General features: G+C 66.5%; 27 protein-coding genes and 1 pseudogene. 10 read left to right on the top strand and 18 right to left on the bottom strand.

The window, feature by feature from the left end:
* Positions 1-42: 42 nt before the first annotated feature.
* Positions 43-1,383: an NAD-dependent succinate-semialdehyde dehydrogenase gene (locus tag M1247_RS34565; RefSeq protein WP_317160964.1), complete on the bottom strand. Its 1,341-nt coding sequence runs from the start codon at positions 1,381-1,383 to the stop codon at positions 43-45.
* Between the two features lie 288 nt (positions 1,384-1,671).
* Here M1247_RS34565 and M1247_RS34570 point away from each other — a divergent pair, with 288 nt between their 5' ends.
* Positions 1,672-3,090, top strand: coding sequence for an NAD(P)/FAD-dependent oxidoreductase (locus M1247_RS34570; protein WP_317160965.1), 1,419 nt, complete (start codon positions 1,672-1,674; stop codon positions 3,088-3,090).
* A gap of 13 nt (positions 3,091-3,103) precedes the next feature.
* Here the strand turns inward: M1247_RS34570 and M1247_RS34575 are convergent, their stop codons facing one another.
* The 6 genes from M1247_RS34575 to M1247_RS34600 are packed head-to-tail and all read right to left on the bottom strand — an operon-like array spanning position 3,104 to position 8,866.
* Entirely contained in the window at positions 3,104-3,805 is a 702-nt protein-coding gene (locus M1247_RS34575) for a gamma-glutamyl-gamma-aminobutyrate hydrolase family protein (protein WP_317160966.1), read from the bottom strand.
* A complete protein-coding gene (locus M1247_RS34580) occupies positions 3,805-4,521 on the bottom strand; it encodes an ABC transporter substrate-binding protein (RefSeq protein WP_317160967.1) in 717 nt (238 codons plus the stop codon). The genes M1247_RS34575 and M1247_RS34580 overlap by 1 nt, the downstream gene beginning before the upstream one ends.
* Positions 4,518-5,894 (bottom strand): glutamine synthetase family protein, encoded by a 1,377-nt coding sequence (locus M1247_RS34585; protein WP_317160968.1) that lies wholly within the window; start codon positions 5,892-5,894, stop codon positions 4,518-4,520. The genes M1247_RS34580 and M1247_RS34585 overlap by 4 nt, the downstream gene beginning before the upstream one ends.
* A 35-nt stretch (positions 5,895-5,929) precedes the next feature.
* Positions 5,930-6,121 (bottom strand): ferredoxin, encoded by a 192-nt coding sequence (locus M1247_RS34590; protein ID WP_317160969.1) that lies wholly within the window; start codon positions 6,119-6,121, stop codon positions 5,930-5,932.
* Complete coding sequence (locus tag M1247_RS34595) at positions 6,118-7,347, bottom strand: cytochrome P450 (protein ID WP_317160970.1); 1,230 nt, start codon at positions 7,345-7,347, stop codon at positions 6,118-6,120. The genes M1247_RS34590 and M1247_RS34595 overlap by 4 nt, the downstream gene beginning before the upstream one ends.
* Positions 7,337-8,866 (bottom strand): APC family permease, encoded by a 1,530-nt coding sequence (locus tag M1247_RS34600; RefSeq protein WP_317160971.1) that lies wholly within the window; start codon positions 8,864-8,866, stop codon positions 7,337-7,339. Before M1247_RS34600 ends, M1247_RS34595 begins: the two co-directional genes overlap by 11 nt.
* A 179-nt stretch (positions 8,867-9,045) precedes the next feature.
* On the opposite strand from M1247_RS34600, the gene M1247_RS34605 reads away from it, so the two are divergent.
* From M1247_RS34605 to M1247_RS34620, 4 genes are read left to right on the top strand one after another with little or no spacing between them, the layout of a single operon-like run.
* Positions 9,046-9,795 (top strand): FadR/GntR family transcriptional regulator, encoded by a 750-nt coding sequence (locus tag M1247_RS34605; RefSeq protein ID WP_317160972.1) that lies wholly within the window; start codon positions 9,046-9,048, stop codon positions 9,793-9,795.
* The gene (locus M1247_RS34610) at positions 9,792-10,532 is read left to right on the top strand and encodes a cache domain-containing protein (RefSeq protein WP_317160973.1); all 741 of its coding nucleotides are present in this window, start codon (positions 9,792-9,794) and stop codon (positions 10,530-10,532) included. The genes M1247_RS34605 and M1247_RS34610 overlap by 4 nt, the downstream gene beginning before the upstream one ends.
* Positions 10,529-11,356, top strand: coding sequence for a gamma-glutamyl-gamma-aminobutyrate hydrolase family protein (locus M1247_RS34615; protein WP_317160974.1), 828 nt, complete (start codon positions 10,529-10,531; stop codon positions 11,354-11,356). Before M1247_RS34610 ends, M1247_RS34615 begins: the two co-directional genes overlap by 4 nt.
* A 9-nt stretch (positions 11,357-11,365) precedes the next feature.
* On the top strand, positions 11,366-12,322 hold the full coding sequence (locus M1247_RS34620; protein ID WP_317160975.1) for a sigma-70 family RNA polymerase sigma factor: 957 nt from the start codon (positions 11,366-11,368) through the stop codon (positions 12,320-12,322).
* Here the strand turns inward: M1247_RS34620 and M1247_RS34625 are convergent.
* Positions 12,285-12,938, bottom strand: a pseudogene (locus M1247_RS34625) (carboxymuconolactone decarboxylase family protein); the annotation flags it as partial. The gene M1247_RS34620 and the pseudogene M1247_RS34625 sit on opposite strands and share 38 nt — an antisense overlap.
* 149 nt (positions 12,939-13,087) lie before the next feature.
* On the opposite strand from M1247_RS34625, the gene M1247_RS34630 reads away from it, so the two are divergent.
* Entirely contained in the window at positions 13,088-13,864 is a 777-nt protein-coding gene (locus M1247_RS34630) for a type IV toxin-antitoxin system AbiEi family antitoxin (RefSeq protein WP_317160976.1), read from the top strand.
* Between the two features lie 81 nt (positions 13,865-13,945).
* Here the strand turns inward: M1247_RS34630 and M1247_RS34635 are convergent, their stop codons facing one another.
* From M1247_RS34635 to sdhC, 4 genes are all read right to left on the bottom strand, one after another.
* Positions 13,946-14,659, bottom strand: coding sequence for a succinate dehydrogenase iron-sulfur subunit (locus tag M1247_RS34635; RefSeq protein ID WP_317161021.1), 714 nt, complete (start codon positions 14,657-14,659; stop codon positions 13,946-13,948).
* Between the two features lie 106 nt (positions 14,660-14,765).
* Complete coding sequence (gene sdhA, locus M1247_RS34640) at positions 14,766-16,520, bottom strand: succinate dehydrogenase flavoprotein subunit (RefSeq protein ID WP_317160977.1); 1,755 nt, start codon at positions 16,518-16,520, stop codon at positions 14,766-14,768.
* A 4-nt stretch (positions 16,521-16,524) separates the two neighbouring features.
* Entirely contained in the window at positions 16,525-16,998 is a 474-nt protein-coding gene (locus tag M1247_RS34645; protein WP_317160978.1) for a succinate dehydrogenase hydrophobic membrane anchor subunit, read from the bottom strand.
* On the bottom strand, positions 16,995-17,411 hold the full coding sequence (gene sdhC, locus M1247_RS34650; RefSeq protein WP_317160979.1) for a succinate dehydrogenase, cytochrome b556 subunit: 417 nt from the start codon (positions 17,409-17,411) through the stop codon (positions 16,995-16,997). Before sdhC ends, M1247_RS34645 begins: the two co-directional genes overlap by 4 nt.
* 214 nt (positions 17,412-17,625) lie before the next feature.
* Here sdhC and M1247_RS34655 point away from each other — a divergent pair, with 214 nt between their 5' ends.
* Entirely contained in the window at positions 17,626-18,024 is a 399-nt protein-coding gene (locus M1247_RS34655) for a cytidine deaminase (protein ID WP_317160980.1), read from the top strand.
* Positions 18,025-18,056: 32 nt separating this feature from the next.
* Here M1247_RS34655 and M1247_RS34660 read toward each other — a convergent pair whose 3' ends face one another.
* Entirely contained in the window at positions 18,057-19,457 is a 1,401-nt protein-coding gene (locus M1247_RS34660; protein ID WP_317160981.1) for an MFS transporter, read from the bottom strand.
* A gap of 80 nt (positions 19,458-19,537) precedes the next feature.
* Between M1247_RS34660 and M1247_RS34665 the strand changes: the two genes are divergently transcribed.
* Genes M1247_RS34665 through M1247_RS34675 form a run of 3 tightly spaced genes read left to right on the top strand, consistent with a single transcriptional unit; the run spans position 19,538 to position 22,500 of the window.
* Entirely contained in the window at positions 19,538-20,095 is a 558-nt protein-coding gene (locus M1247_RS34665) for a TetR/AcrR family transcriptional regulator (protein WP_317160982.1), read from the top strand.
* A gap of 2 nt (positions 20,096-20,097) precedes the next feature.
* The gene (locus M1247_RS34670; RefSeq protein WP_317161022.1) at positions 20,098-21,390 is read left to right on the top strand and encodes a thymidine phosphorylase; all 1,293 of its coding nucleotides are present in this window, start codon (positions 20,098-20,100) and stop codon (positions 21,388-21,390) included.
* Between the two features lie 21 nt (positions 21,391-21,411).
* On the top strand, positions 21,412-22,500 hold the full coding sequence (locus M1247_RS34675) for an adenosine deaminase (RefSeq protein WP_317160983.1): 1,089 nt from the start codon (positions 21,412-21,414) through the stop codon (positions 22,498-22,500).
* Positions 22,501-22,510: 10 nt separating this feature from the next.
* Here the strand turns inward: M1247_RS34675 and satS are convergent, their stop codons facing one another.
* From satS to M1247_RS34700, 5 genes are read right to left on the bottom strand one after another with little or no spacing between them, the layout of a single operon-like run.
* On the bottom strand, positions 22,511-23,773 hold the full coding sequence (satS, locus tag M1247_RS34680; RefSeq protein WP_317160984.1) for a protein export chaperone SatS: 1,263 nt from the start codon (positions 23,771-23,773) through the stop codon (positions 22,511-22,513).
* Between the two features lie 35 nt (positions 23,774-23,808).
* On the bottom strand, positions 23,809-24,012 hold the full coding sequence (locus M1247_RS34685; RefSeq protein WP_317160985.1) for a hypothetical protein: 204 nt from the start codon (positions 24,010-24,012) through the stop codon (positions 23,809-23,811).
* The gene (locus M1247_RS34690) at positions 23,987-25,075 is read right to left on the bottom strand and encodes a C40 family peptidase (protein ID WP_317160986.1); all 1,089 of its coding nucleotides are present in this window, start codon (positions 25,073-25,075) and stop codon (positions 23,987-23,989) included. The genes M1247_RS34685 and M1247_RS34690 overlap by 26 nt, the downstream gene beginning before the upstream one ends.
* Before the next feature lie 2 nt (positions 25,076-25,077).
* Positions 25,078-25,383, bottom strand: a complete 306-nt coding sequence (locus tag M1247_RS34695; protein ID WP_317160987.1) for a hypothetical protein — start codon at positions 25,381-25,383, stop codon at positions 25,078-25,080.
* Positions 25,384-25,429: 46 nt separating this feature from the next.
* Positions 25,430-26,272: a helix-turn-helix transcriptional regulator gene (locus M1247_RS34700; RefSeq protein ID WP_317160988.1), complete on the bottom strand. Its 843-nt coding sequence runs from the start codon at positions 26,270-26,272 to the stop codon at positions 25,430-25,432.
* Positions 26,273-26,400 lie beyond the last annotated feature (128 nt).

Below are 26,400 nucleotides of genomic sequence, written 5' to 3' on the forward strand. Positions count from 1 at the left end.
CGTGGGTCCCGCCGGCACTCAGCGTCGGATCGGAGCGTCGGATCAGACGATCCTGATCATCTTCTTGTTGACGAATTCGTCCATGCCGAAGCGGCCGAGTTCGCGGCCGTAGCCCGACCGTTTCACCCCACCGAAGGGCAGCTCGGCACCCTCGGCGCCGACGGCGTTGACGAACACCATTCCGGCGTCGATCTTGTCGGCAACCCGGCGGGCCTGGTCGATGTCGGTGGTGAAGACGTAGGAGCCCAGGCCGAACGGGGTGTCGTTGGCCAGTTCGACGGCTTCGTCTTCGTCGGCGACCTTGTAGACCGACGCCACCGGGCCGAACAGTTCTTCACGGAAGTCGGCGGACACACCGGTCAGCACTCCGGGAGGGAAGAATGCGCCGTTGCGCTGGCCGTTGGAGCTCAACTCTGCGCCGCTGTCGACAGCGCGTTTGACCTGGTCGTCCAGGCGGGAAGCAGCGGCAGTCGACGACAGTGGGGCCAGCCCGTCAGCCTTGGCCAGCACCTTGGCGGTGAACTTCTCGACGAACTCGTCGTAGATGTCCGCGACCACGATGATGCGCTTCGCCGCGTTGCAGGCCTGGCCGGTGTTCTCGAAGCGGCCGTCGACCGCTGCGTCGACCGTGGCGTCCAGGTCGGCCGTGCTCAGCACGATGAACGGGTCGGAGCCGCCGAGTTCGAGGACGACCTTCTTCAGGTTCCGCCCGGCGATCTCGGCCACCGCCGCGCCCGCCCGCTCCGAGCCGGTCAGTGAAACCCCCTGGATGCGTGGGTCGGGGATGATGTCGGCGATCTGCTCGTTGGTGGCGTAGACGTTGACGTAGGCGCCTTCGGGGAATCCTGCGTCAGTGAAGATCTGCTGCAGCGCGGCGGCCGATTCGGGGCACTGGGGTGCGTGCTTGAGCACAATGGTGTTGCCCAGCACCAGGTTCGGGCCGGCGAACCGTGCCACCTGGTAGTACGGGTAGTTCCACGGCATGATGCCGAGCAGTACGCCGACCGGTCCGCGTTTGACGACTGCCGACCCTTCGCCGTCGAGCAGTTCGATCGGTTCGTCGGCGAGGAACTTCTCGGCATTGTCGGCGTAGAACTCATAGATCGCGGCGCTGAACTCGACCTCGCCGATCGACTGGTCCAGCGGCTTGCCCATCTCGCGCTGGATGATCGCCGCCAGTTCGTCCTTCCGTTCGGTGTGCAGCTGCGCCACCCGGCGGATCAGCGCTGCGCGCTCGGCGACGGTCGAGGACCTCGACCATTGGCGGAACGCGGTGGCCGCCGCGTCCACGGCCTCCTTGACCTGCTCGTCGGTGGCGGTCGGATATTCCTTGACCAGCTCGCCTGTCGACGGGTCGACCACTGCGTACAGGGACGTGCTCATGTGTTCTCTTCTCCTCGGTCGGGCCAACGATGCTCGGTGCTCATCGCTCGTTGTCTCGTGGCGCGACGCGGCAACGCGTCCCCACGAATCCTCCACGAAATCAGTCATGTCTCGCAATCTTCACGACGATATTCGTTGCGATAAGCCCTGAGCTCGATCGATCACAACCGCGCAACGTGCGCGCGCTGTGATCTGAGTTACATCGTATGCGAGACGCGACGGATCGGTTGCGGTGCCTGTCGGGCGGGGCATAGGGTCCATCGCTAGCACCAGTACAGGAGAACCAGGATGTCCCCCGACGGTCGCACGACCAGCGGCCTCGCCAACGACTTCGTGAACGGCAGCGTGTCGTTCTGGTATCGCGCGGCGGGCTGGCCGGAATCAAGACCGGCACTGCCGGGTCCACTGGACGCAGATGTCTGCATCGTCGGGGCAGGCCTGACGGGCCTGTGGGCCGCCTACTACCTCAAGCGTGAGCAGCCTGATCTCCGAATCGTCATGCTGGAAAAGGAATTCGCCGGGTTCGGGGCGTCCGGCCGCAACGGCGGCTGGCTCTCGGCCGAACTTGCCGGATCGCGCGACGCCTATGCCTCGACCCACGGTCATGACGGCGTCGTCGAGCTCATGCGCGCCATGCGGGGTGCCGTCGACGAGGTCATCGGCGTCGCGAACGCCGAAGGGATCGACGCCGACATCGTCAAGGACGGTGTGCTGCACGTGGCGCGTAACCAGGCGCAGATGGGTCGGCTCCGGGAATCGCTGGAGTACGAGCGGAGTTGGGGCGCCACCGAAGAGGACTTCGTGGTGCTCACCGGCGATGAATCAAACGCCCGGATCCGGGTCGAGCGCGTGGTGGGCGCTCTGTTCACTCCGCACTGCGCGCGGGTGCAACCCGCCAAGCTGGTTCAAGGACTGGCCCGCGTCGTCGAGGGCATGGGCGTGGCGATCTACGAGCAGACCGAGGTGACCGACATCAAGACCGGCCGCGCACTCACGGCCCGCGGCGATGTGCGGGCGCCCGTCGTCCTGCGTTGCCTTGAGGGTTTCACCGCAACCATGCCGGGACAGCACCGGGCGTGGCTGCCGATGAACTCGTCCATGGTGGTCACCGAGCCGCTGCCGGATGCTGTGCTGGGGCAGGTCGGTTGGCAGGGGGCCGAGCTCCTCGGCGACTACGCACACGGCTACATGTACGCCCAGCGGACCGCCGACAATCGCATCGCGTTGGGCGGACGGGGGATTCCCTACCGTTACGGTTCGGCACTCGATCATCGCGGAGCCACCCAGCAGTGGACCATCGATGCCCTCGGGGCACTGGTCCGTGACATGTTCCCCGCGACCCGTGACGTACCGATCGAGCACGCGTGGTGTGGTGTCCTCGGCGTGCCGCGTGACTGGACGGCCACCGTAGACTTCGACCCGGCCAGCGGCCTCGGCACCGCGGGCGGCTACGTCGGCAGCGGCCTGACCACCACCAACCTGGCCGGGCACACGCTGGCCGACCTCGTGCTCAAGCGCGACACCGCGCTCACCCGCTTGCCCTGGGTGGGGCGACGGGTCCGCAAGTGGGAACCGGAACCGCTGCGGTGGCTCGGGGTCCAGGCGATGTATGCGCTCTACCGGACCGCCGACCGTCGCGAGTCCACCCGGGGTCTGACGAACACGAGCGGGCTGGCCCGGGTGGCCAACAAGATCACCGGACGCTGAGCCGACCGACACTTCAGGCCGATTGTCGCAGGCGTTGATTCGCCTGTGCCACCACAGTATTGAACAGCCGCTGTTGATGGTCCGCGGTATCCGCGTCGTCCTCAGGATGCCACTGGACGGCCAACATGGGGCAATCGGTGTGTTCGACCGCCTCGATGCAGTCGTCGTCGGCGCGTCCGACGACCCGCAAGCCCCGCCCCAACCGCTCGATCGCCTGGTGATGGTAGGACGACACCGTGAAGGCAGCGCCGCCCATCGCGGCAGCGACCGCACAGTCATCGTCGAGCCTGACCCGGTGCACGACATCACGGTGGGCGGTGGCGTCGTCGGTGAGGTGCTGGACCAGGGTGCCACCGAGCGCGACGTTGACCACCTGCATACCGCGACAGATCGCCAGGAACGGAACACCTTGGGCCAACAGCGTCCTGGTGAACTCCAGATCGTAGGCGTCCTGCAGCGGGTCGGTGTCCGTGGTGCGCGGATGACGAGTCGCGGCGCCGTAGCTGGCCGGGTCCACATCGGCGCCACCGGGTATGACCGCACCGTGCGCGTAGCGCAGTCGGCTGATGACGTTGTCGCCCGGCGGAAGCAGGTACGGCTCACCGCCGGCGCGGAAGACGGCCTCGAGCACGCAGTCCGCGGTGACGACGCCGGATCGTCGCAATCCCGCGATCCGCGGTGACCGAATCGCGGGAATGGCGATGAACGGACGCATTATCGGCGGGCCCCGGCGGCATCGAGCGGGAACTCCAGGTCCGGCATCCACTGCGTCCATATCCGCTGCAGGGTGCCGTCGCCGACCACCTCGTCCAGTGCGGCATCGAGACCTTGCCGGAGCGCGTTGTTGCCCTTGGCCACTCCGACGCCCCAGCGGTTGCGCGTGGCGATGGTGAAGCCCACCGTCAGGTCCGGCTCGCGTCCCAGCGGCAGGATGGCAACATCGTCATCGATGATCGCGTCGACGTCACCGCGGCGCAGCGCGGCAACCATATCGCCCAGCACGTCGGCGGTGCCGGGGAACGGAACCGGGATGGCACCCGGGAACGTCTGCGCCAGCGCAAGGTTCGTGCTTCCGGCAATCGCACCGACACGCAGCCCGGCCATCTCGCTCGGTTGGCTCACCGAGGTTCCGGATCGGACCAGGACGGACTCGTCGAAGACGGCGTAGGGGCGGGTGAAGTCGACCAGCGCGGCCCGTGCTTCGGTGATGCCCTGCCCACACCACACCGCATCACCGCGCCCGTCGTTGACAGCGGGGATCATGTCGTCCCATGTGGTGATCACCCACTGGACTTCTCGGCCCATGCGTGCGGCCACGGCCGCCGCGGCGGCGGGTTCGTAACCGGAACGGGTGCCGTCAGCGGCAGCCTTGTCGAACAACGGTGGGGCGGACAGGTCGACGCAGACGAGTTTGAGCGGAGTGGTGTTCACAGGTACTCCAGGTACATCTCGCGGTCGAAATCGGTGACGGCGCCGCACGCGCGGGCCCACTCGTCGAATTTCACCGCGGTGTACTGGTCGACGAGCTCAGCCGGCAGACAGCCCCGGATGACGGGGTCGTCGTTGAGCGTGGTGACGGCCTCACCGAGGGTCAGCGGCAGCCTGGCATGCAGACCCTTGCCGTCGTAGCTGCTGCCGACCTGCGGGTCACCCGGGTCGATGGCGTTGTCGATACCGTCCTTGATGGCAGCGAGCAGCGCGGTGTGCGACAGGTAGGGATTCACGCTGGCATCGGGAATCTTGTACTCCAGCCTGCCGACCGCCGACAGCCGCACGGTGCAGGTCTTGTTGTCCATGCCCCAGTTCGCGGTGGTGGGAGCGAACTGGCCGTCGTCCCAGAACCGCTTGTAGGAGTTGACCGTCGAGGCCATGATGGCCGTGGAGCCCGCGGCGTGCGCGAGGATCCCGCCGAGTGCGTGCAATCCCGTCTTGCTCAGGTGCAGGTCGCGGCGACCGGGTTCGGCCATCACGTTCTCGGCCCCGTCCCACAGGCTCAGGTTGTGGTGGCAGCCGTTGCCCATCGAGCCCTGGGCGGGCTTGGGCATGAAGCTGGCCTTCACGCCGGTTTCGCGGGCGACCTGGTGACAGATCTGGCGATAGGTGATGAGCCGGTCGGCGGTCGTGGTGCAGTCGTCGTAGAGCCAGTTCAGCTCGAGTTGGCCGGGGTCTTCATAGTCGCCCTCGATCATGTCCAGGCCCAGTGCTCGGGCGTAGGAGATCACCAACTTGTAGATCGGGCGCATCACTTCGAGGTTGGCGGTCTGGTAGGCGGTGCTACCGCCGGGCCGTACGGTCACTTCCATTCCCGGCCCATACCAGGTCATCTCGGGCTCGCAGCCGGTCTTGAGCACCAGCCCGGTCTCTTCGGTGAACGCCGCGTGGGCCCGGTGCAGTGCCGCGCGGGTGTCCAAAGCCAGGTAGTTGCCCCCGATATCGGCGATGTGGTCGGGCTCGTAGGCGGTGCAGTAGAACCGGGCGACGGAGGTGTCCCACGGCATGACCGCGAAGGTGTCCAGATCGGGGATGGCGGTCAGCTCCGCGGCCTGTACGCCGCCACCGAGCAGTTGGCCGGTGCGGTCGGTGTGCAGGTCGGTCATGGCGGTCCGGTGGAACTGCACGCCCTTTTCGAGATTGCGGGTGAGGTGCTGGGCGGGAACAACTTTGGATACCGTGCGGCCGGTGAGGGTGGGGACCTGATAGTAGATGAATTCGACGCCGCGATCGGCGATGGTGGCGGCGATGCCGTCGGCTCGCGGGTCGGATGTGTTGGTGTGCCGGTGGCGGTCCAACGGTGTGGTGGTCATCAGAACTCCTCGGGTGGGTGATGGGGTGAGTGTTGCTATTCGCCGTCGAGGAAGATGGCCTGCGCCGGGCACACGTCGACGGCCTCTTCGATCTCGTCGCGCAACGCGTTGTCGGGATGCTCGTCGTAGTCGAGTTTTCCGTCGTCATTCATCCGGAACACCCCGGGGGCGGCGATCGTGCACTGTCCGTGGTCCTGACAGGTGCGATAGTCGACGTGAACTTTCATTTCGGACTCCTTACTTCTGATCGGTCTGCGCTGCGGTCGAAGGCGATCGGCAGGTGGATGGGACCGGTGTTTCCGCTCAACGGCAACCAGCGCGGTGTGCCGTCGATCCGTGGGTTGTGCAGCCGCTGCGCCAGCAGCGGCAGGGCTTCGCTCATGTCGCTGCGGGCTACGAAGTGCCCGAGGCAGTGGTGCATGCCGCCGCCGAAACCGAAGTGCGGGACACGTTCTGTGGTCAGGTCGAAGGGCTTGCCTTGGATGACGCGAGGATCGGTGCCTGCCGATTCCGACAGCAGATGGATGGTGGTGCCCGCTTCGATGTGTAGGCCCTGGTACTCGAAGTCCTCCAGTGCCTCCCGGGTCACCCACGTGACGGTGGGGTTGACGCGCATCACCTCTTCGACCGCGGCCTTGCCCAATTCCGGTTGGTGAGCCAGCAGTTCCCACTGATCCGGATACCGCATGAAGGTCTGCATGGCCAGCCCGAGCTGGTTTCTGGTGGTGTCCATGCCACCGAAGATCAGCAGCACCAAGGAGATTCGAAGTTCATCGCGACTGAGGTGCTCACCATCGCGCTCCGCGAGCACCAACTTGCTGACGAAGTCGTCGCGGGGGTGGGCGCTGCGGTCGGCGATGAGTTCGTCGGCGTACCCGTACAACCCGTCGAGCGCGCTCTCGACGCGATCGAGGTCCCGGCGCAGCGTCACCCCGAGGGCCAGACCCACATCGTTGGACCAGCCGGCGATCGTCTTCCATTCCGACTCGTCGATACCGAGCATGATCGCGATGACCCGTGCGGCATAAGGCTCGGCGAACTGGGTGGCGAAGTCGCACCGGCCTGCCTCGTAGAAGTCGTCGATCAGCTCATTGGCCAACTTCTGGAACCGGGGGACCAGACCGCCGATCAGTTTGGGCGAGAACGCCGGATTAAGCAGCCGGCGCAGTCGATGGTGGTCTTCGCCCTCGATGTTGAGCAGCGAGTTGGTCCACCAGTGCGCGAAAGTTCCTGTGGTGACACCATTGTGCGCCGGCCACGCCCAGCTCCCTTGCCGCAGACGGCGATCCTTCATCAGCTTGCCGACCTCGGCGTAGCGCAGGATCGCCAGCCCGTAGCTTGTCCGGGCATACCAGCTCGCCTCCCTGGCGGCGCGGACCTCGTCGGACTGCACCGAGAACTCGGGGTCGGCGAGGTTGAGGAAGGGGGCCTCGGTGAGTTGATCAGTGAGCATTGACTTCTCCGGCGACGGTTGCGGTGGTGGACAGGTCCGGTACCACGTCGATGTGGTCGGTAGGTATCGCGTCGGCATGCGGGGCGGCACCGTTGAGGTGTGAACGGGCCAGCACCATGTAGAGCGCGCCGAGACCCAGCACGAGCGCCGACATCAGCAGGACGATGTAGTTGTCGTACCAGGGGGCATCAGGGGTGCGGGGCCAGCAGATGTTGATGATTGCCGCGACGCCGTAGACGAGCGCGCCGATGTTGACGGCGAGGCCCCACCGACCGAGTTGGTACTTGCCGCTGGGGATCCAGCCTTTGAGGCGGGCGCGCAGTGCGGCCAGCACGACCATCTGGAAGGCGATGTAGATGCCGACCGAGCCGAAGCTGATGAGTTTGGTGAGCGCATCGGCCGACACGATGGACCCGACGATGAGGGCAGCGGGGATGATGACGGCTGCCAGCAGGGCATACGGCGGAACCGCTCGCTTGGAGTCGAACCGGGCCCACAGTTTGGATCCGACGATCATGTCGTCACGGCCATAGGAGTAGATCAGGCGGCTGGCCGCGGCCTGCAGGCTCAATGCGCAGGAGAGGAACGAGATCAGCACGATGCAGAGCACGATCTTGGAGCCGACGGTGCCGAACGCGGTGGCCAGAATCGTCGAGATCGGGTCGGGTTCTTCGCCGCTGATGACCGCACCGAAGTCAACCACCGACAGCACCAGGCTCAGGCACACGAATGTCGCTGCGGCGCCACCGATGTAAATGGTCCGGCGCATCGACTTGGGAATCTGGACGCCCGGGTTGCGGACCTCTTCGGCGACGTCGCCGCACGCTTCGAAGCCGTAGTACTGGTAGACGCCGATGAGGCTTGCCGCCAGGAAGGCGTACAGGTAGCTGTGGTTGCCTTCTGCGCCGAACCCGTGGAAGAACACCTCAAGACCGTGGTGGCGTTGGGTGAGCAACAGCCAGGCGCCGACGACGAGCGCGCCGATCAACTCCGCGGCGAATCCGAAGATCGCAACGTAGCTCAGGGTCTTGGTGCCGGTCAGGTTGATGACCGTGGCCAGCAGCAGGATCACCAGTGCACATCCGACGGTTGAGTACACCGACGGCGTGAAGCCGAACACGCTCGCCACAAAAGGCCCGGCGCCGTAGGCGACACCCGCGATGGTGGCGAGCAATGCGAACATGTACACCCAGCCCGTCATCCAGGCCCATTTGCGACCCCAGAGCCGGCGCGCCCACGGGTATACCCCGCCGGCGACCGGGAACTGTGCGACGACCTCGCTGAACACCAGGGCCACCAGCATCTGCCCGACGCCCGCGATCACCAGGCTCCAGATCATCGGCGGACCGGCCGAGGCCAGCGCGAAGGCGAACAACGTGTAGATGCCGACGACGGGCGAGAGATAGGTGAAACCCAGGGAGAAGTTGGCCCACAGGCTCATCTCACGTTTGAACTCGGATTGAAAACCCAACGCCGCCAGTTGGGCGTCGTCGTCATGAGGCACTGCATCGGTGGGCATGCGGTTGTCTTTCCTCGGGGCGGTTGGCCATATCTGTTGCCGAGGCCCCGGTGTGAGGTCGATCCGTCCAACCCATCGATGTGGGCCTCGTCACAACGTAGAAAACATAAGCCTTCATAGTTCATAGTTCAAGTCTCAATTGTTACGATCGGTCGCGCGGTCACCAGCAAGGAGATGGCGTGGCAGTCGAACAACTGGGCGGGCTCACCGCCCTGGGGGCAGTGCTCTCCCCGCTGGACGGTGCCGGCCCACGCACCGACGCCGTGGTGGCGCGGATATCCGCGGCGATCGCCATGGGGGTGATGTCCGACGGCGAGCAGCTGCCCAGCGAGATCGAGTTGGCCACCCAACTCGGTGTCTCCACCATGACGCTGCGCGAGGCCCTGGCGGTCCTTCGTCAGCAGGGCCTGGTCGAGACGAAGCGCGGTCGCGGCGGTGGCAGCTTCGTGCGCGCGTCCGCCGATGCCGTCAACAGCCGATCCCTGGCGCGGTTGCACGACCTGACCATGCAGGACCTACGCGACCTCGGCGACGAACATTTCGCCATTGCGGGTGCGTCGGCAGTGCTCGCCGCACGCCGCGGGGTGGCCGGTGACGTCGCCCGCCTGAAATCGTTGGCACAGCGGCTCGTTGACGCCGAGGACCCGGTGCGCGGTCGCCGTGCCGACAGCCGCTTTCAGATCGAGGTCGCGGTGTGCGCACAGTCGGCGCGGCTGACCCGTGCCGAAGTCAATCTGCAAGCCGAGATTTCCGCGCTGAAATGGCTACCGCAGATGGCAACTGACGCCAAGGTAGAGGGCGAACAGCATTTGGCCCTCGTGGCGGCCATCGCCGCGGAGGACGAGGCGGCCGCCCGTGGACTGGCCGAAGCGCACAGCGCCGCGACAGTGCGACGGGTGATCGAGCTACGTATGGAGTTGACGCAGTGAACGACCGCGACGAAGTACGGGACGACGGGGCGATGGACCGGGTGCAGAGTGCGGTGACTGCGTTGGTGGAGCAGGTATTCGGCTCGCTGAACCGAATTGCCTCCGCCACGACCGCCCTGTGGGACGGCCTGCAGGACACCGGGGTCACTCCGCGCTCGACCGATCTCGCACCGTTACGCGACGTGATCGTCGGAGAACTGCACCAGCAGCGACCGATGTTCAACGGTGCCGGCGTGGTGGTCGCCGACAGCGTGCTCGCCGACCGGCCGCGTTACCTGGAGTGGTGGTGTCCGGACCTCGAGCACGGCGGGCCGGCCCAACGATTGCGCCTGGACCTGAATCCGCAGAGCGAATACTTCTACGACTACTACTCGATGGGGTGGTTCACCACCGTCCGCGATCAGAATGCCCGCTACGTGTACGGTCCCTACCTCGACTACACCGGCGTCGACCTCTACGTGTGCACCTTCAGCGTGCCGCTGCGATCACGGCGGGGAGAATTCCTGGGCATCGCCGGATCCGATGTACCGGTGACGACGATCGATGCCGCGCTGATGCCGGAATTACGCACGGCACGAAGGCAATTGGCATTGGTCAATGCCGAAGGACGGGTCATCCTGGCCAACCATGCCGACCATGTCCCCGGGTCGCGGTTGCGGGACAGCGGCTCGTCGGGCTCACGCCGGATTCCCGGCTCGCCGTGGACCTTGGTCGACCTGCAGCTTGCAACGCGATGAATCGAATGGAGGACGCCGAAACGATGCCGACCGAACTGGCGCCGATCACCGTCGACGAGGTGCTGCCGCCCACCTCAGGCGGTGACGGTCCCGACATCTGTGTCGTCGTGCCGTTGAACTCGCCCGACACCACGGCAGAAACCCGCGAACTCGTCGTCCGGTTCACCCGCACAGCGTTGGTCACCTTGATCGATATGGGGGCGAACCCGCAGGTTCTCGACATTTCTGCGCCGGACGCACCAGCACCGAGGCCCGGCGTCGCCGGTGTGCTGCTGCTCGGCGGTGGCGACGTCGACCCCACGCTCTATGGGCACCACGGCGAGGTGCCCAACCTCTACGGCGTCGACCGCGGGTGCGATGACCGGACGGTGGCGGTGATCAACGACGCCGTCAGCGCCGCCATCCCGATTCTCGGCATCTGTAGGGGATCCCAACTGATCAACGTCGCCTACGGCGGAACACTCATCCCCGATCTGGGCCCGGACACGCCTCACCACGGGCACGGCGACGACCCGCTGTTCGTCGACGACACCGTCGTCGTCGAGGAGGGCAGCCGCCTGGCCCGGATCCTCGGCGTCACCCGGTTGACGGTGCGTAACGGGCACCATCAGGCCGTGCACGCCGTCGCACCCGAATTGCGGGCGGCGGCACATGGTCTGGACGGGGTCGTCGAAGGTGTCGAGCACCGGGATCCGGCGAAATGGGTGCTCGGCGTGCAGTGGCATCCTGAAGACACCGATGGTCCCGCCGAAGCGCGGGTGGCCCTGTTCGGCGCATTGCTCGCTCAGGCGGCGCAGCGTTCAGGCATCTGCACCCCGACCTAGACTTGCTCCATGACCGCGAGTGCCCGCGTCACCGAGTTCGAGGAGCTGCGGCCGCACATGCTGGCGGTGGCCTACCGACTCACCGGAACCTACGCCGACGCCGAGGACATCGTGCAGGATGCCTGGATCCGGTGGGATGCCAACCGCGACCGGATCGAGGATCTGCGGGCCTGGTTGACCACCGTGGTGAGCCGGCTCGGCCTGGACCGGCTGCGCTCGGCCGCGCATCGTCGCGAGGCCTACCTGGGGGAGTGGCTGCCCGAGCCGGTGGTGACGGGATTCGAGGCCGATGATCCGCTGGCTGCAGTGGTCGCCGGGGAGGACGCGCGCTTTGCCGCCATGGTGGTGCTGGAACGGTTGACCCCGGATCAGCGGGTGGCCTTTGTCCTGCACGACGGTTTCGCGGTGCCGTTCCCCGAGATCGCCGGCGTTCTCGGTGTCAGCGCCGCGTCCGCCCGGCAGTTGGCGTCACGGGCCCGGCGCGCTGTGGCCGACGCACCGAGGCCGGTGGAAGGTGACACGCACAACGAGGTCGCCGGCGCCCTGATGGCGGCGCTCGCGTCAGGCGACATGGAAGCTGTTGTCCGGCTGCTTCATCCGGACGTCACGTTCACCGGCGATTCCAACCGCCGGGCCCCGACCGCGCCGCGTGTCATCTCCGGTCCGGAGAAGGTGGCCCGCTTCCTGTTCAGTCTGTCCAGGCGCTACGGGCCCAATTGGCTGGCCGGTAATCAGCTCGCGCTGGTCAACGGTGAGCTGGGTGCCTATACAGCCGGCGCACCGGCGGCAGAGGGCTATCCCGAGTTGATGCCCCGCGTCACCGCGATGACGGTTCGGGACGGAAAAGTCTGTGCGGTATGGGATATCGCCAATCCGGACAAGTTCACCGGTTCCCCGTTACGCGAAAGCGGGGTGGGCGACCTGGAGATCACGCCCAGGGAACCCGGCACGCATCGCCCGAGCTGAAGCCCTGCTCGGTGATGCCCAACGCCGAATACATCCGGGCGCGCATGTTCTCCACGCCGATCTGATAGGTCAGCTCGATGACACCGGCATCGCCGAAGCGCCGCTGCAGGTCGGCCACCTGCTCGTCGGTCACGGTGTGTGGATCGGTCGTCATCGCATTGGCGTAGCCGATCGCGGCGCGCTCGTCGTCGTTGAACAGCGGCGACGTGGCGTACTCGTCGATGAGTTTCAGCCGGTCGACGTCGAGGTTGTCCAGGCGCATCAGCATCGAGCCGAAGTCCACACACCAGGAGCAGCCGACGGTGCGGGCGGTCCAGAACACCGCCAGCTCGCGGACGCTGGCCGGCAGCTTCTTCGATCCGGACTGCAACAGGCCCTCGTGCACGGCGTTGGCGACGAGGAGCCGGGGATGATGCGCGGCGACCGTGAACGGTTCGGGCACCTCACCGAAACGGCGCTTGGCGTACCGGTACATCATTCGGGTCATCAAGCCGGCCCGCTTTGGGGTGACAGGGGCGATTCGGGTCTTGGTTGTTTCCGTCATACCCGTTAGACGAGGCAGCCCCGCGATGTGTGACAGGCCGAGCGTGAAGACGATCGCGCACATCGCGGCTGGATGCGCCATCGAGTTCACGTTCGCGGCTCGTGGAACCGGTTCAGCGTTGTCGGCGTCCTATTCATGTGACACGTGACTGGCCTTTTCTGGGCTCTGAGGCCCTCGCGGCGGGGGTCGTCACTCGGCATCAGTTGAGTACGAGGTACGAGATGATCCACCGAGACGTGTACGTTCCGCGCGGCGAAACGCTCACCGCCATCGACCGGGCGGTCGGGGCATGGCTGTGGTCAGGACGGCGCGGAATTGCTGCGGGCCTCTCAGCGGCCGCATTGCACGGTTCGCGGTGGATCGATCACCGCCTGCCCGCCGAACTGAATCAGCCCAGCAGGCACAAAGCCGCCGGCGTGCTGCTGCACAGCGATCGACTGACATGTGACGAGGCCTGCTCAATCCATGGCATCCGAGCCACGACACCGGCCAGGACGGCATTCGATCTCGGACGTCGTAAGGGCCTGACCACCGCAGTCATCCGTGTGGATTCGCTGTTGCAGGCCTGCGATCTGAAACTTGCAGAGGTACAACGGCTTATCGACGCTCATCGAGGGGTACGGGGACTGGTGCAGTTGAGGCACGTGCTGGCCCTTGCCGACGACGGTGCCGAATCGCCGCAGGAAACCCGGACTCGGCTGTTGCTGACGTCGGCCGGTATGCGTCCCAGTCACACTCAGATCAAGGTGTTCGATCACGGTCAACAGGTCGGTCGGATCGACATGGGGTGGCCGGAGTGGAAAGTGGGCGTGCAGTACGACGGCGTGCAGCACTGGACGGATGCCAAGCAACGCACGAAGGACATCGACCAGCACGTCGAATACCAAGACCTCGGCTGGCGGATGGTCCGCGTGGGCGCCGATCTGCTGCGATACCGGCAGGGCACGGTGATTGCCCGCACCCGGGATGCTCTTCGCGCCGCGGGAGCCCCGTACTGACCCCAACGTGAAGAAGATCGCGAGATTTTCGAGAAATCTCGCGATCTTCTTCACCTTGGGCGCACCGGGCGCAGAGAGAACCTAGCGCGCGAACATCAACGCCCGCTTGACCTCTTGGATCGCCTGGGTCACCTGGATGCCACGCGGGCAGGACTCGGTGCAGTTGAACGTGGTCCGGCAGCGCCACACACCGTCGACCTCGTTGAGGATGTCCAACCTCTCGGCGGCTGCCTCATCGCGTGAGTCGAAGATGAACCGGTGCGCGTTGACGATCGCCGCTGGCCCGAAGTACGACCCTTCACTCCAGTACACCGGGCACGACGTGGTGCAGCAGGCACACAGGATGCACTTGGTGGTGTCGTCGTAACGGGCCCGGTCGGTCGCGCTCTGGATGCGCTCCTTGGTGGGCGGGTTGCCGCTGGTGATCAGGAACGGCTTGACCGCGCGGTAGGCGTCGAAGAACGGCTCCATGTCCACCACCAGGTCCTTCTCCACGGGCAGCCCGCGGATCGGCTCGATGGTGATGGTCAGCTGCTTGCCCGCCTTCTTGGGCAGCATGTCGCGCATCAGCACCTTGCACGCGAGCCGGTTCACCCCGTTGATGCGCATGGCGTCGCTGCCGCACACGCCGTGCGCGCAGGACCGGCGGAACGTCAGCGTGCCGTCCAGGTAGCTCTTGACGTAGATCAGCAGGTTGAGCAGCCGGTCGGTCGGCAGACACGGAACCCGGAAGCTCTGCCAGCCGGCCGCGTCGGGATCTTCCGGATTGAACCGGGAGATCTTCAGCGTGACCATGACGGCACCGTCGGGTAGTGGCGGCAGTGGCGGGTCGCCGGCCTCTGGCTTGTCTATGACTGGTGCACTCACTGGGCACTCTCCTCTTCACGCAAGCGGCTCATCGTCAGTACTTCCGCTCCATCGGCTCGTACCGGGTCTGAACCACGGGCTTGTAGTCCAGCCGGATGTCGCTGAGTAGTTCACTGCCCTGCTTGTAGGCCATGGTGTGGCGCAAGTAGTTGGTGTCGTCGCGGTTGGGGTAGTCCTCACGCGCATGCCCGCCGCGGGACTCCTTGCGGTTCAGTGCGCCGACGACGGTGACCTCGGCCAACTCGAGCAGGAAGCCCAGCTCGATCGCTTCGAGCAGGTCGCTGTTGAAGCGCTTGCCCTTGTCGTGGACGGTGATTCGGGAGTAGCGCTCCTTGAGGGCGTGGATGTCGGTCAGCGCCTGCTTGAGGGTTTCCTCGGTACGGAACACCGCGGCGTTGTTGTCCATCGACTGCTGCAGAGACGTACGGATGTCGGCGACGCGTTCGTTGCCGTGCTCGGAGAGGATGTCTCCGACCCAGCCCACCACCATCTCGGCCGGGTTCTCCGGCAGGTCGACGTGGTTGTGGTTCTGGGCGTACTCGGCGGCGGCGATGCCGGCGCGGCGACCGAACACGTTGATGTCCAGCAGCGAGTTGGTGCCAAGCCGGTTGGCGCCGTGCACCGATACACATGCGCACTCGCCTGCGGCGTACAGCCCCGGGATGACGTTGGAGTTGTCCCGCAGCACCTGACCGTGCACGGTGGTGGGGATACCGCCCATGACGTAGTGGCAGGTGGGGTAGACCGGCACCAGTTCTGTCACCGGGTCGACGCCGAGGTAGGTGCGGGCGAACTCGGTGATGTCGGGCAGCTTGGCCTCGAGCACGTCGGCGCCGAGATGACGCACGTCGATGTACACGTAGTCCTTGTTGGGACCGGCGCCGCGGCCTTCGAGCACCTCCAGCACCATCGACCGGGCGACGATGTCACGCGGGGCCAGGTCGACGATGGTCGGCGCGTAACGCTCCATGAAGCGTTCGCCTTCGCCGTTGAGCAACCGGCCGCCCTCGCCGCGCACGGCCTCGGAGATCAGGATGCCCAGACCGGCCAGACCGGTCGGGTGGAACTGGTGGAACTCCATGTCTTCCAAGGGAAGTCCCTTGCGGAAGATGATGCCCAGACCGTCACCGGTCAGGGTGTGCGCATTCGAGGTGGTCTTGTACATCCGGCCCGACCCGCCGGTGGCGAACACGACCGCCTTGGCGTGGAAGATATGAATATCTCCAGTTGCGAGCTCGTACGCGATGACGCCGGTGGCCACCGGGCCGCCAGGGGTCTCGGTCAGCGAGATGTCCAGTGCGTAGAACTCGTTGAAGAACTCGACGTCGTGCTTGACGCAGTTTTGGTACAGCGTCTGCAGGATCATGTGGCCGGTGCGGTCGGCGGCGTAACAGGCCCGGCGCACCGGAGCCTTGCCGTGATCGCGGGTGTGGCCACCGAACCGACGCTGGTCGATGCGGCCTTCGGGGGTGCGGTTGAACGGCATCCCCATTTTTTCCAGGTCGAGCACCGCGTCGATGGCTTCTTTGGCCATGATCTCGACCGCGTCCTGGTCGGCGAGGTAGTCGCCACCCTTGACGGTGTCGAAGGTGTGCCACTCCCAGTTGTCTTCTTCGACGTTGGCCAGCGCGGCGCACATGCCGCCCTGTGCCGCGCCGGTGTGGCTGCGGGTCGGGTACAGCTTGGTCAGCACCGCGGTCCTGGCCCGCGGGCCCGCCTCGACTGCCGCGCGCATCCCGGCGCCGCCGGCACCGACGATGACGACGTCATAGCGATGTTCGTGAATCATTTACTCAACCTCCGATGTTCGCGTCGAAGGTGACAAGGACGTAGGTGCCCAACACCAGCGTGAATCCTGTCGCCAGCAACAACAGCGAATTCAGATAGAACTTGGTGACGTTCTTGCGGGCATAGTCGCCGATGATGGTGCGCATGCCGTTGGCGCCGTGCAGATTCGCCAGCCACAGCAGCGCCATGTCCCAGATCTGCCAGAACGGTGACTCCCACCGTTGCGCGACGTAATTGAAGTCGATCCGGTACACGCCGTCCTGCCACATCAACATGATGAAGAGGTGCCCGAGCGCCAGAAAGACCAGCGCCACACCGGAGAACCGCATGAACAGCCAGGCGTACTTCTCGAAGTACGGAATGCCGCGCGGGCGTCGCGGGGCGCGCGGATGGTCCAGCGAGGCCGGCCGGTCGTGCTCGCGTTCGAGCACGGGTGCCTGACGTCCCAGGCGGGATTCGGGGTTCGTCGGCGCGCTCACAGGAAACGCTCCGCCATGTGCATGCCGATCACACCCAGCGACCCGATGAAGATGACCGCGAAGACGCCGGCGACGACGGCAAGCATGTGCCGCTGGTAGCGCGGACCCTGCTGCCAGAAGTCGATGAGGATGACCCGGATGCCGTTGAGTGCGTGGAAAAGCACCGCCACGACCAGGCCGATCTCCATCAATCCGACGATGGGTGTCTTGTACGTGTCGATGACTTCGTTGTAAGCCTGGGGGCTCACCCGCACCAATGCGGTATCAAGGACATGGACGAACAGGAAAAAGAAGATCGTGGCACCGGTTATGCGGTGGAGTACCCAGGACCACATGCCTGGATCACCGCGATAAAGGGTGCGCCTGTTCGGCTTCCCGGCTCGTGGAGCCGGTAGCTCCGTCTGCGTACTCATAGGGCCCTCCAACGCCATCGGTGGACACTCGGGACCGGTCTGTCGATTAGCCCCAAACCTCGGGGCGACTCTAAACCCATTTGTATTGCTTAACGAATTACGGTGGAGCCGTTAATCCCCCTAACCAGGTCAAAGTTAGGCTTACCTATCTTGCGGGGCGGGCGGAGAGTCGAGGTTTACGGAATGGATTCAGAACCGGTGAGGCGTTAGAGACATGAGTGCCGATATTGATTGGAATGCATTGCGGCGCAAGGCGATTGAAGTATCAATTGATGCTTACGCGCCGTATTCCGGATTTGCGGTTGGCGCGGCTGCGTTGGTCGACAATGACCGGATCGTAGCCGGATGCAATGTGGAGAATGTCTCATATGGCCTAGGTCTCTGTGCCGAGTGCGCTGTGGTCTGTGCCCTCCACTCCGGCGGTGGCGGACGGCTGATTGCACTGACGTGTGTGGGTCCCGACGGCGCCTTGCTGATGCCCTGTGGGCGGTGCAGACAGCTGTTGCTCGAGCACGGTGGGCCCACGATGTTGATCGACCATCCGGTGGGCCCCCGAACCCTGCGCGAGCTGCTGCCCGACGCCTTCGGTCCCGAGGATCTGAATCGGCGGTAACGGCAAGTCGTGCAACGGTTGCGACGGTAGTTCTATCGACGGAATGCCGGCAGCAGCGCCAGGGCAGCGCCAGCCACCGCGACCCCGGCCGCGATCGTGAAGGCAAGGGAGAACCCGTTGTTCGTCGGGAACGGGGCTCCGGCAAGCGTGTTACTGGCGAGTACGGCGGCCGCGAGCTGTGCGCCGACGGCCCCGCCGACCGTTCGCGCCACGGTGTTGATGCCATTGGCGCTGCCGCTCTGTGCAGGCGGGCACGCGGTGTTCACCATCCGGGGGAGCGCCGCCATGGCGAACCCCCAACCGATGCTGGCGATCGCGTAGTTCAGCACCACCTGCCAGGCGGTGGCATGTGCGAGCGCCAGCAGGATAGTCCCGGCTCCGGCGAAGGCCAGCCCTGCCACCAACGGGGCGCGCACGCCGATACGCCGTTCGAGCCACGGTGTCGACCAGCTCGCAGGCACGGTCAACAGCGTGCCCGGCAACAGCACGAGGGCGGCGCCGGTGACCGACAGCCCGAAGCCGTAGCCCGGGAGCACTGCCAGCTTGGGTACGAGCACGTAGACGGCAAACTGGTTGACGCCCAGGATGAGTGCGCCCAGGTGCGCGACGGCCAGGGGGCGCTTGGTGAGCAGCCCCAGATCCACCACCGGGTGTGTGACGCGACGCTCGACCGCGATGAGAACGATGAGGCAGGCCAACGCGCAGGCGAGCAGGCCGAACAGCCGTGGCGACGACCATCCCCAGGACGGGCCCTGCGTGATGGCCAGCAGAATCAACACCAGCCCGGCCGTCATGACCGCCGTGCCCGGTAGGTCGAGTCGGCCCGGATGGCGTTCGGTGCTCTCCGGTATCCAGCGGACGGTCATTGCCAGGGCAGCGATGACCACCACCGCCCCGATCGCGAAGAGCCACCGCCAGGAGCCGTGGTCGACCACCAGGCCACCGATCAGCAGGCCCAGCCCCGCCGTTCCGGTCACGAGTCCGGAGGCCAACGCGAGCCCGGCATGCACACGATCGGCCGGTAGCGCTTCCCTGATGATCGCGAAGGACAGCGGCAGCAGGGTGAGGCTGACACCCTGCACGGCGCGGCAGGCGATGAGGGTGCCGATATTCGACGCCGCGGCGGCGCCCACCGTGCCGATCAGGAAGACGACGAGCATCCACAGGATCACCCGGCGCTTTCCGTAGCGGTCGCCCAGCCGCCCGGCAACGGGGGTGATCACCGCGCTCGCGAGCAGCATCGCCGTCAGCACGGCCCACGATGCGGCGGCGGTGCTGGTGTCGAGGTCGCGCTGGAGGACGCCGATCGTCGGGACCAGCATGGTCTGCATCAGGCCGTAGGAGACGACGATGGCGGACACGGCCGACAACACCCGCTTCGGCTGCTGACGGGCGTCCGCCGATGGGGCATGCTGACTGGCGATGGCGTCCATTGAGCTCCTCTGCGGCGTAGCCGGATACCCCGGAGACAGCCTAATGCGAACGATGTTCGCGGTGGGGTCTCCGTGCTGACATGAGTAGCGAACCGCAACGGCCTGCACTGAGCGCGGCGTCCATCACCGCCGCGGCCCGCCAGATCGCCGACCGGGAGGGCCTGGCCGAGTTGACGCTGCGCCGGATCGCCCGCGAGCTGGGCACCGGACCGGCATCGCTGTACCGGCACATCGCTGACCGCCAACAGTTGCTCGCGCTACTCGTCGACGACCTGGCCGGTGGCTATCCACTGGTCGACGCTCCTGGCCCGCCGATCGAGCAGTTGACGGCGCAGTGGTTGGCGATGCACGACTACCTCGCCTCGCACCCGTGGGCCGCCCGCATCATCGCCGACGGCGAGCACACGGTGTCCTCCGCGCAGCCGGTCGTCGATCGCTGCATGCTGTTGTTGCAAGCCGTCGGACTCGACGAGGCATCGGCGCACCGGACCTATCGCGCCCTGTGGCGACTCCTGATCGGCCATCTGCTCAGCAGGCACCCGTTCGGGCATCTGCAGGGCGCACCGCCCGAGCATGACGATTTCGACTGGGCGCTGCGGGCATTGCTCGCCGGCGTTGTCACGAACACCGAGAAGTGAGGATCCGCACCATCGACGCACCGACCATCATCCGGACAAAGCGCGACGGCGGCACGCTCTCCGAGCAGGCCATCGACTGGGTTATCGACGCCTACACCCATGGGGGCGTCGCCGAGGAGCAGATGTCAGCCCTGTTGATGGCGATCTTCCTGCGCGGGATGACCGCCGGTGAGACCGCCCGGTGGACAGCCGCCATGGTCGCCTCGGGGGAGCGGTTCGACTTCACCGATCTTCATCGTGACGGCCGACCACTGGCCCTCGTCGACAAGCACTCCACCGGTGGCGTCGGTGACAAGATCACCATCCCGCTGCTCCCGGTGGTGATGGCCTGCGGCGCAGCCGTACCGCAGGCGTCCGGGCGGGGTCTGGGACATACCGGCGGCACCCTCGACAAGTTGGAGTCCATCCCGGGCTTCACCGCCGAGCTGTCCAAAAACCAGATCCGCCAACAACTTTGCGATATCGGCGCGGCCATTTTCGCCGCCGGTGAACTGGCTCCAGCAGATCGCAAAACCTACGCACTACGCGACATCACCTCGACGGTCGACTCGATGCCGCTGATCGCGAGCTCGGTGATGAGCAAGAAACTCGCAGAAGGTGCCCGGGCGCTGGTGCTCGACGTCAAAGTCGGCCGCGGCGCGTTTCTCAAAACCGAGCCCGAGGCACGCGAGCTGGCCCGCACCATGGTTGACCTGGGCAAGGCGAACGGGATTCCGACGCGCGCGCTGCTCACCGCCATGGATCGGCCGCTGGGCCGGACCGTCGGCAACGCGGTGGAGGTCGTCGAGTCGATCGAGGTGCTCGCCGGCGGTGGGCCCGATGACGTCGTCGCGCTGACGCTGGCGCTGGCCACCGAGATGCTCGATGCCGCCGGCATCGACGACGTCGACCCCGCGGAAACCCTGCGCGACGGATCGGCGATGGACCGGTTCCGCCAGTTGGTTGCCGCCCAAGGCGGCGACCTGTCCCAGCCACTGCCCGTCGGCGCCAGCTCCGAGACCGTCACCGCCCCCCGCGGTGGGATCATGGGCGACATCGATGCCATGGGGGTGGCGATGGCCGCGTGGCGGCTCGGCGCAGGCCGGGCTCAGCCCGGGGAACCCGTGCAGTCAGGTGCAGGTGTGCGGATCCATCGCAGTCCCGGGGAACCGGTGACGGCAGGGGAGGCACTGTTCACCCTCTACACCGACACCCCCGACCGGATCACCGACGCCATGGCGGAGTTGGACGGTGCCTGGCGCATCGGTGATGACGCACCCGCCGACAGTCCGCTTATCATCGACCGTGTCGGGTGAGTGAACAGGGATGATGGTGGCATGAGTACGCCGTTGACCCTGGAGAAGATCCGACACGCACCCAAGGCCCTGCTGCACGACCACCTCGACGGCGGGCTGCGGCCGGCCACGGTGCTCGATCTGGCCGGCGAGTTCGGCTACGACGAGTTGCCGGCCACCGAGGTCGAGGAGCTCGCCACGTTCTTCCGCACCGCGGCGCACAGCGGATCGTTGGTCCGTTACCTCGAACCGTTCGCGCACACCGTGGCGGTGATGCAGACACCGGAGGCGCTGCACCGCGTCGCCCGCGAATGCGTCGAGGATCTGGCGTCCGACAACGTGGTGTACGCCGAGGTCCGCTTCGCGCCGGAGCTGCACATCGACGGTGGGCTGTCGCTCGATGAGGTGGTCGATGCGGCGCTGGCCGGGTTCGCCGACGGCGAGAAGTCGGCCGCCGCCGAAGGGCGGACGATCACGGTGCGCTGCCTGGTCACCGCGATGCGCCACGCCGCGCGGAGCAGGGAGATCGCCGAGTTGGCGATCCGGTTCCGGGACAAGGGCGTCGTGGGCTTCGACATCGCAGGCGCCGAGGCCGGTTATCCGCCGTCACGCCACCTCGATGCCTTCGAGTACATGCGAAGCAACAACGCGCGCTTCACCATTCACGCCGGTGAGGCATTCGGGCTGCCGTCCATCCACGAGGCGATCGCGTTCTGCGGCGCCGACCGGTTGGGCCACGGCGTCCGCATCGTCGACGACATCACCGAGTTCGACGACGGCTCGCAGAAATTGGGCCGGCTCGCATCGATCCTGCGGGACAAGCGAATTCCGCTCGAGATGTGCCCCAGCAGCAACGTGCAGACCGGGGCTGCGCCCAGCATCGCCGAGCATCCGTTCGACCGGCTGGCGCGCCTAAGGTTCCGGGTCACCGTCAACACCGACAACCGCCTGATGAGCGACACCACGATGAGCCAGGAAATGCACCGGCTGGTCGAGGCGTTCGGTTACGGCTGGACCGATCTGGAGCGGTTCACGATCAACGCGATGAAGTCGGCGTTCATCCCGTTCGACGAGCGCCTGGCGATCATCGACGAGGTGATCAAGCCGCGGTATGCGGTCCTGGTCGGCTGACCGGTAGGACCTATTCGGGCCGCAGCCGCGATTCCACGAAACGTTCGAGGGTGTCCCACTGTTCGACGGCCTCGGCATAGGGCGCCGAGGGCGCGCGCACGGCATCGGGGTCGAGCACGTGGCCGATGAACCGACCCAGCGGCTTGGCGGTGTCCAGGGTCTCGTCGACGGTCTTGTCCTCGGCGTAGTCGCTGACGTCCCGGAGCAGTTCGACCGCCAGCTCAAGCTGGTCACGATCGATGGCCTCGGGTCCGTCGGCGATGTCGTCGGAGATGCCGCTGAGCACGTAGACGTTCTCATCGGCCACCTCGACGCGCAGCGAGCCATCGGTGGCCGCGGTCCGGATGTCCTCATAGGTGGCCAGGTCCGACAGGTCGTGATCGTGCTCGTCGGCCAGGTAACGGGCCAACGCGCGCTCGGAGCCGAACACGCTGATGCGGCCGTTGCGGCCAAGGAACACCGGCTCGTCGTCCAGATAGCAGCGCAGCGTGTAGACGGTTTCCGAACCGGTCATGATCCTGACCGGATCGATACCGACCTTGAGCCAGAAGTCCTCGTCACCGCCCAGCACGGCGTTGTCGCCGACCGCGGCACGGGTCTCCACTTCCGCCTCGGCGTCGGTGTCGTCAATGGCGGTGTCGTCGACGGCCTCGGTTTCGTCTTCCTCCGGGGCGGGCTCTTCCAGTTCGGCCTCGGCCTTCTTGACCGCCGCGGCGTCGATGCCCTCGGGGACGGTGACGACCTCGTCGAGCGCATCGACCACGCCGTCCCACCCGCGGTTGATCACGGCCTCGATCTCACCCCAGCGCTTACGTCCGCTGCGGCCGCTGAAGGAATCGATCCCCCCGCCCAGCGTGCTCAGTACCGGATTGCCGTTGAAGAACTTGCTGATCGGCGTCAGTTCGCACACCGAGCCCAGCGACGACACGATCGCCAGCATGCGCTGCAACGACTCCACCGATTCCTCGGTGGGTTTCTCGGCCGCCAACTCGGGCACGCCGATGACGTCGTACCGGTGGTCCTCGGCCGGGTCGAGCTTGTGTGCCGATGCGGTGGTCAACTTCTCCCACGCCGGGTGATCGGCCAGGTCGTTGTCGGTGTCGGTACGCACGAACGCCACCAGATCGGCGACCGACTCGAAGGCGAACAAGTCCTCGTCCTTGCCGAGGAACGCCTCCCACTCGTCGCCGGCGTCACGCCAGCGCGGAGCCCACAATGTGTAGAGGTCGCCCTTGGTCAACCCGAGCCGGACCGGCACGATGTCAGCAGCCATGCGGCACAGCCTAACGGCGCACCCTTGGTGCTCAGTCAGGTTGCCTCCTGTTCGTCCCCGAACTCGCAGGCAAGCCCGTTCAGCAGCTGCCGTCGACGGCCGAGGTAACCGGGGTCATCACGCCGTCCCGCCAGGTCGTCACAGGCTTGCTCCAACGCGGCGAGCCTGCCCCTGGCCCGGGCCATCGTCTCCTCGAACATCAGGGCCAGTGCCTCAGGCGGTGGGCCGGAAGAATCCATGGAAGCCCTGCCCGGCGTTGGTGGTACGGATCGCGGACAGTTGCACGGGATCACCCGCCTCGATCATGACGTTGCCGCTGACGATCATGGCCACGTGACCGTCCCAGACCGCGAGGTCACCGGGCCGCAGCGCGTCCGCCGCGACGGCGGCGCCGACATCCTGTTCCTGCGCGAGACGCGGAATGTTCAGGCCCGCTTCGTGATATGCCCACTGGGTCAGCCCGCTACAGTCCAAACCGACGCCCGGTGTGGTGCCACCCCAGTGGTAGGGCACACCCAACTGGGTCAGGGCATGCCGGACCGCGCTGGCTGCCACCGCGTTCGGAGCCAGCGCGGTGCCGCCGTCGGGCAGCCGCACCGCGACGCCTTCGCCGAACATGCCGGGGTCACCCAATGCCGCCGCTTCAGGCGGCGCGGACGAAGCGAGGTCATCGGTGCCCCAGCCGCCGGGTGCGCCCGTCGGCGAACCCGAGCCCAGACCCGAACCAGAGGCCGAGCCCCAACCCGCACCTGACCCGGGTCCCGCGACCGGTCCGAAGCCCGGGGGCGGGGTCATCGGGGCGGGGGAGACGCCGGAGGTGACGACGGCGGCCTGACGGTCCAATTCCGAGCGCAGTTCATCGACGACGGCGAGCGCCTCGCGTAACGAGCGCTGGGCTTCACCCAGTAACTCTTCGGCCACCCCCGGCTCATCGAGATGAGGCTCCAGGGCGGCGGCCCTGGACTCGAAACGGTCGACGATGGCCTGCAACCGGGTGCCGGCGCGTCCTACGGCGGCCCCCGCGTGGTCTGCGCCTGCACTCAGTACCGCTGCCCGGTCAGCCAAGGCATCGGCGGCGGCCGCGGTCGCCGATGTGAACTGCCCGGCCGCGGCGGCCGCCGTGCCCGACCAGTCACCGCCGGCCTGATTCCATGACCGCCGCGCCGCGGCGGCGATGTCGGCGAGCCCTGCACGCACCTCGGCAAGCGTGGTTGCCGCGGCCTGTGCGGGCCAGCCAGGACCCACCAGGGCCCGAACCTCGTGCAACGGTGCGGCCAAGGCGCTGACCAGCGTGCTCGGCACCGCTAGACCTGCGGCAGCAGTCCGGCGGCCCGGTACACGGCCGCGTCGTAGCCGGCGGCGGTGAAACCTGCGGCGCTGCCGCCCGCCCGGGCGTCCACCTCGAGCGCACCAACCGCGTCCGACTGCTCGGCGACCGCGTCGGTCAACGCGGCCACGAAAACCGCACCCACGGGTCCCAGCGCCGTCGCCGGAAGCGGCACAGATCGCAGTGTCACCGCCACCGCCGCGAGTTCGGCGGCGTGCGCGGTGTAGTCGCGGCCGAGGGTGCGGATGGCAGCGGTGTCGGCGAGCAGCGGATCGGCAGGCATGTGGTTATGACGTCCGCCGGCGGCGTTCGGTTCCACCGAATTGTGATTACGCCAACGATGGAGCGGCGCCGACGACCGAGAGCAGTTGCAGGTTCTCGTGGCTGGCGCTGCCCGGGATCGCGGTGTACACGAGCAGAGAGTGGGACTGCATCGGATCGTGGAGGATTTGGCAGTTCAGTTCCAGCCGCCCGACGACTGGATGGTTGTATCGCTTGACCTCGTTCGGCGTGATCCCGACTTCGTGCGCTTTCCACAGCGTGCGGAACTCCTCGCTCTGCTGGGTGAGGAGCTCGGCGAGGTGTGCTGCCTTTGATCGGGGCCCGCGCAGCGTCAGGACTGTCCGAAGTCCCGAGACATACATCCGGGAGTAGAACTCGTGGTCCTCGGGCGGATAGAGCTCGCGCGCCGCCGTGTCGGTGAACCACCGGTAGCCGATGCTCCGCGCGGGGCCGGTGTATCGGCTCAGGTCTCCGACGAGGGCCACCCCGAGCGGTGTCTGCAGCAGCGTCTCGCCTAGTTCGGTCACAATCTCGGCCGGGGTGTCGGTCAGCCGGTCGAAAATCCGCAGCATCCCCGGGCTGATGTGGTCACTGGCCGAGCCGCGGGTCGGTGGCTGGTGTCCGGCGAGACGGAAGAGGTGGTCCCGCTCGTCGAGTGAGAGGTGCAGGCCCTGTGCGATCGAGGCGATCATCTGCTCGGAGGGTTGCGGGCCGCGCTGCCGTTCGAGGCGCGAGTAGTAGTCGGTCGACATGTGGCACAGCGCAGCGACTTCCTCCCGACGCAGGCCGTTGGTGCGGCGGCGTCGCCCGCGAGGGAGTCCGACGTCCTCTGGCTGCAGGGCCTCACGACGGCGGCGGAGGAAGTCGGCCAGTTCGGCGCGATCGATCACCCGGCCAGCCTGTCATGTCTGGGCCTCGCCCAGCCACGGATCGTCAGGCCGTGGATAACCACCTCGATGCCGAGCAGGCTTGTGTCGGCAAGCAGCTCGGCTGCAGATGACGAGAATCCAGAGGAGTG

The sequence above is a fragment of the Mycobacterium appelbergii genome, assembly GCF_032883035.1.
Taxonomy (GTDB): domain Bacteria; phylum Actinomycetota; class Actinomycetes; order Mycobacteriales; family Mycobacteriaceae; genus Mycobacterium; species Mycobacterium appelbergii.

Coding starts and splice junctions, on each gene's coding strand:
- satS (WP_317160984.1), bottom strand. CDS start 23,773: ATGGCTGCTGACATCGTGCCGGTCCGGCTCGGGTTGACCAAGGGCGAC.
- M1247_RS34575 (WP_317160966.1), bottom strand. CDS start 3,805: ATGCGTCCGTTCATCGCCATTCCCGCGATTCGGTCACCGCGGATCGCG.
- M1247_RS34590 (WP_317160969.1), bottom strand. CDS start 6,121: ATGAAAGTTCACGTCGACTATCGCACCTGTCAGGACCACGGACAGTGC.
- M1247_RS34570 (WP_317160965.1), top strand. CDS start 1,672: ATGTCCCCCGACGGTCGCACGACCAGCGGCCTCGCCAACGACTTCGTG.
- M1247_RS34620 (WP_317160975.1), top strand. CDS start 11,366: ATGACCGCGAGTGCCCGCGTCACCGAGTTCGAGGAGCTGCGGCCGCAC.
- M1247_RS34675 (WP_317160983.1), top strand. CDS start 21,412: ATGAGTACGCCGTTGACCCTGGAGAAGATCCGACACGCACCCAAGGCC.
- M1247_RS34565 (WP_317160964.1), bottom strand. CDS start 1,383: ATGAGCACGTCCCTGTACGCAGTGGTCGACCCGTCGACAGGCGAGCTG.
- M1247_RS34615 (WP_317160974.1), top strand. CDS start 10,529: ATGAATCGAATGGAGGACGCCGAAACGATGCCGACCGAACTGGCGCCG.
- M1247_RS34665 (WP_317160982.1), top strand. CDS start 19,538: ATGAGTAGCGAACCGCAACGGCCTGCACTGAGCGCGGCGTCCATCACC.
- M1247_RS34595 (WP_317160970.1), bottom strand. CDS start 7,347: ATGCTCACTGATCAACTCACCGAGGCCCCCTTCCTCAACCTCGCCGAC.
- M1247_RS34585 (WP_317160968.1), bottom strand. CDS start 5,894: ATGACCACCACACCGTTGGACCGCCACCGGCACACCAACACATCCGAC.
- M1247_RS34630 (WP_317160976.1), top strand. CDS start 13,088: ATGATCCACCGAGACGTGTACGTTCCGCGCGGCGAAACGCTCACCGCC.
- sdhA (WP_317160977.1), bottom strand. CDS start 16,520: ATGATTCACGAACATCGCTATGACGTCGTCATCGTCGGTGCCGGCGGC.
- M1247_RS34695 (WP_317160987.1), bottom strand. CDS start 25,383: ATGCCTGCCGATCCGCTGCTCGCCGACACCGCTGCCATCCGCACCCTC.
- M1247_RS34635 (WP_317161021.1), bottom strand. CDS start 14,659: ATGGTCACGCTGAAGATCTCCCGGTTCAATCCGGAAGATCCCGACGCG.
- M1247_RS34600 (WP_317160971.1), bottom strand. CDS start 8,866: ATGCCCACCGATGCAGTGCCTCATGACGACGACGCCCAACTGGCGGCG.
- M1247_RS34660 (WP_317160981.1), bottom strand. CDS start 19,457: ATGGACGCCATCGCCAGTCAGCATGCCCCATCGGCGGACGCCCGTCAG.
- M1247_RS34685 (WP_317160985.1), bottom strand. CDS start 24,012: ATGGATTCTTCCGGCCCACCGCCTGAGGCACTGGCCCTGATGTTCGAG.
- M1247_RS34655 (WP_317160980.1), top strand. CDS start 17,626: ATGAGTGCCGATATTGATTGGAATGCATTGCGGCGCAAGGCGATTGAA.
- sdhC (WP_317160979.1), bottom strand. CDS start 17,411: ATGAGTACGCAGACGGAGCTACCGGCTCCACGAGCCGGGAAGCCGAAC.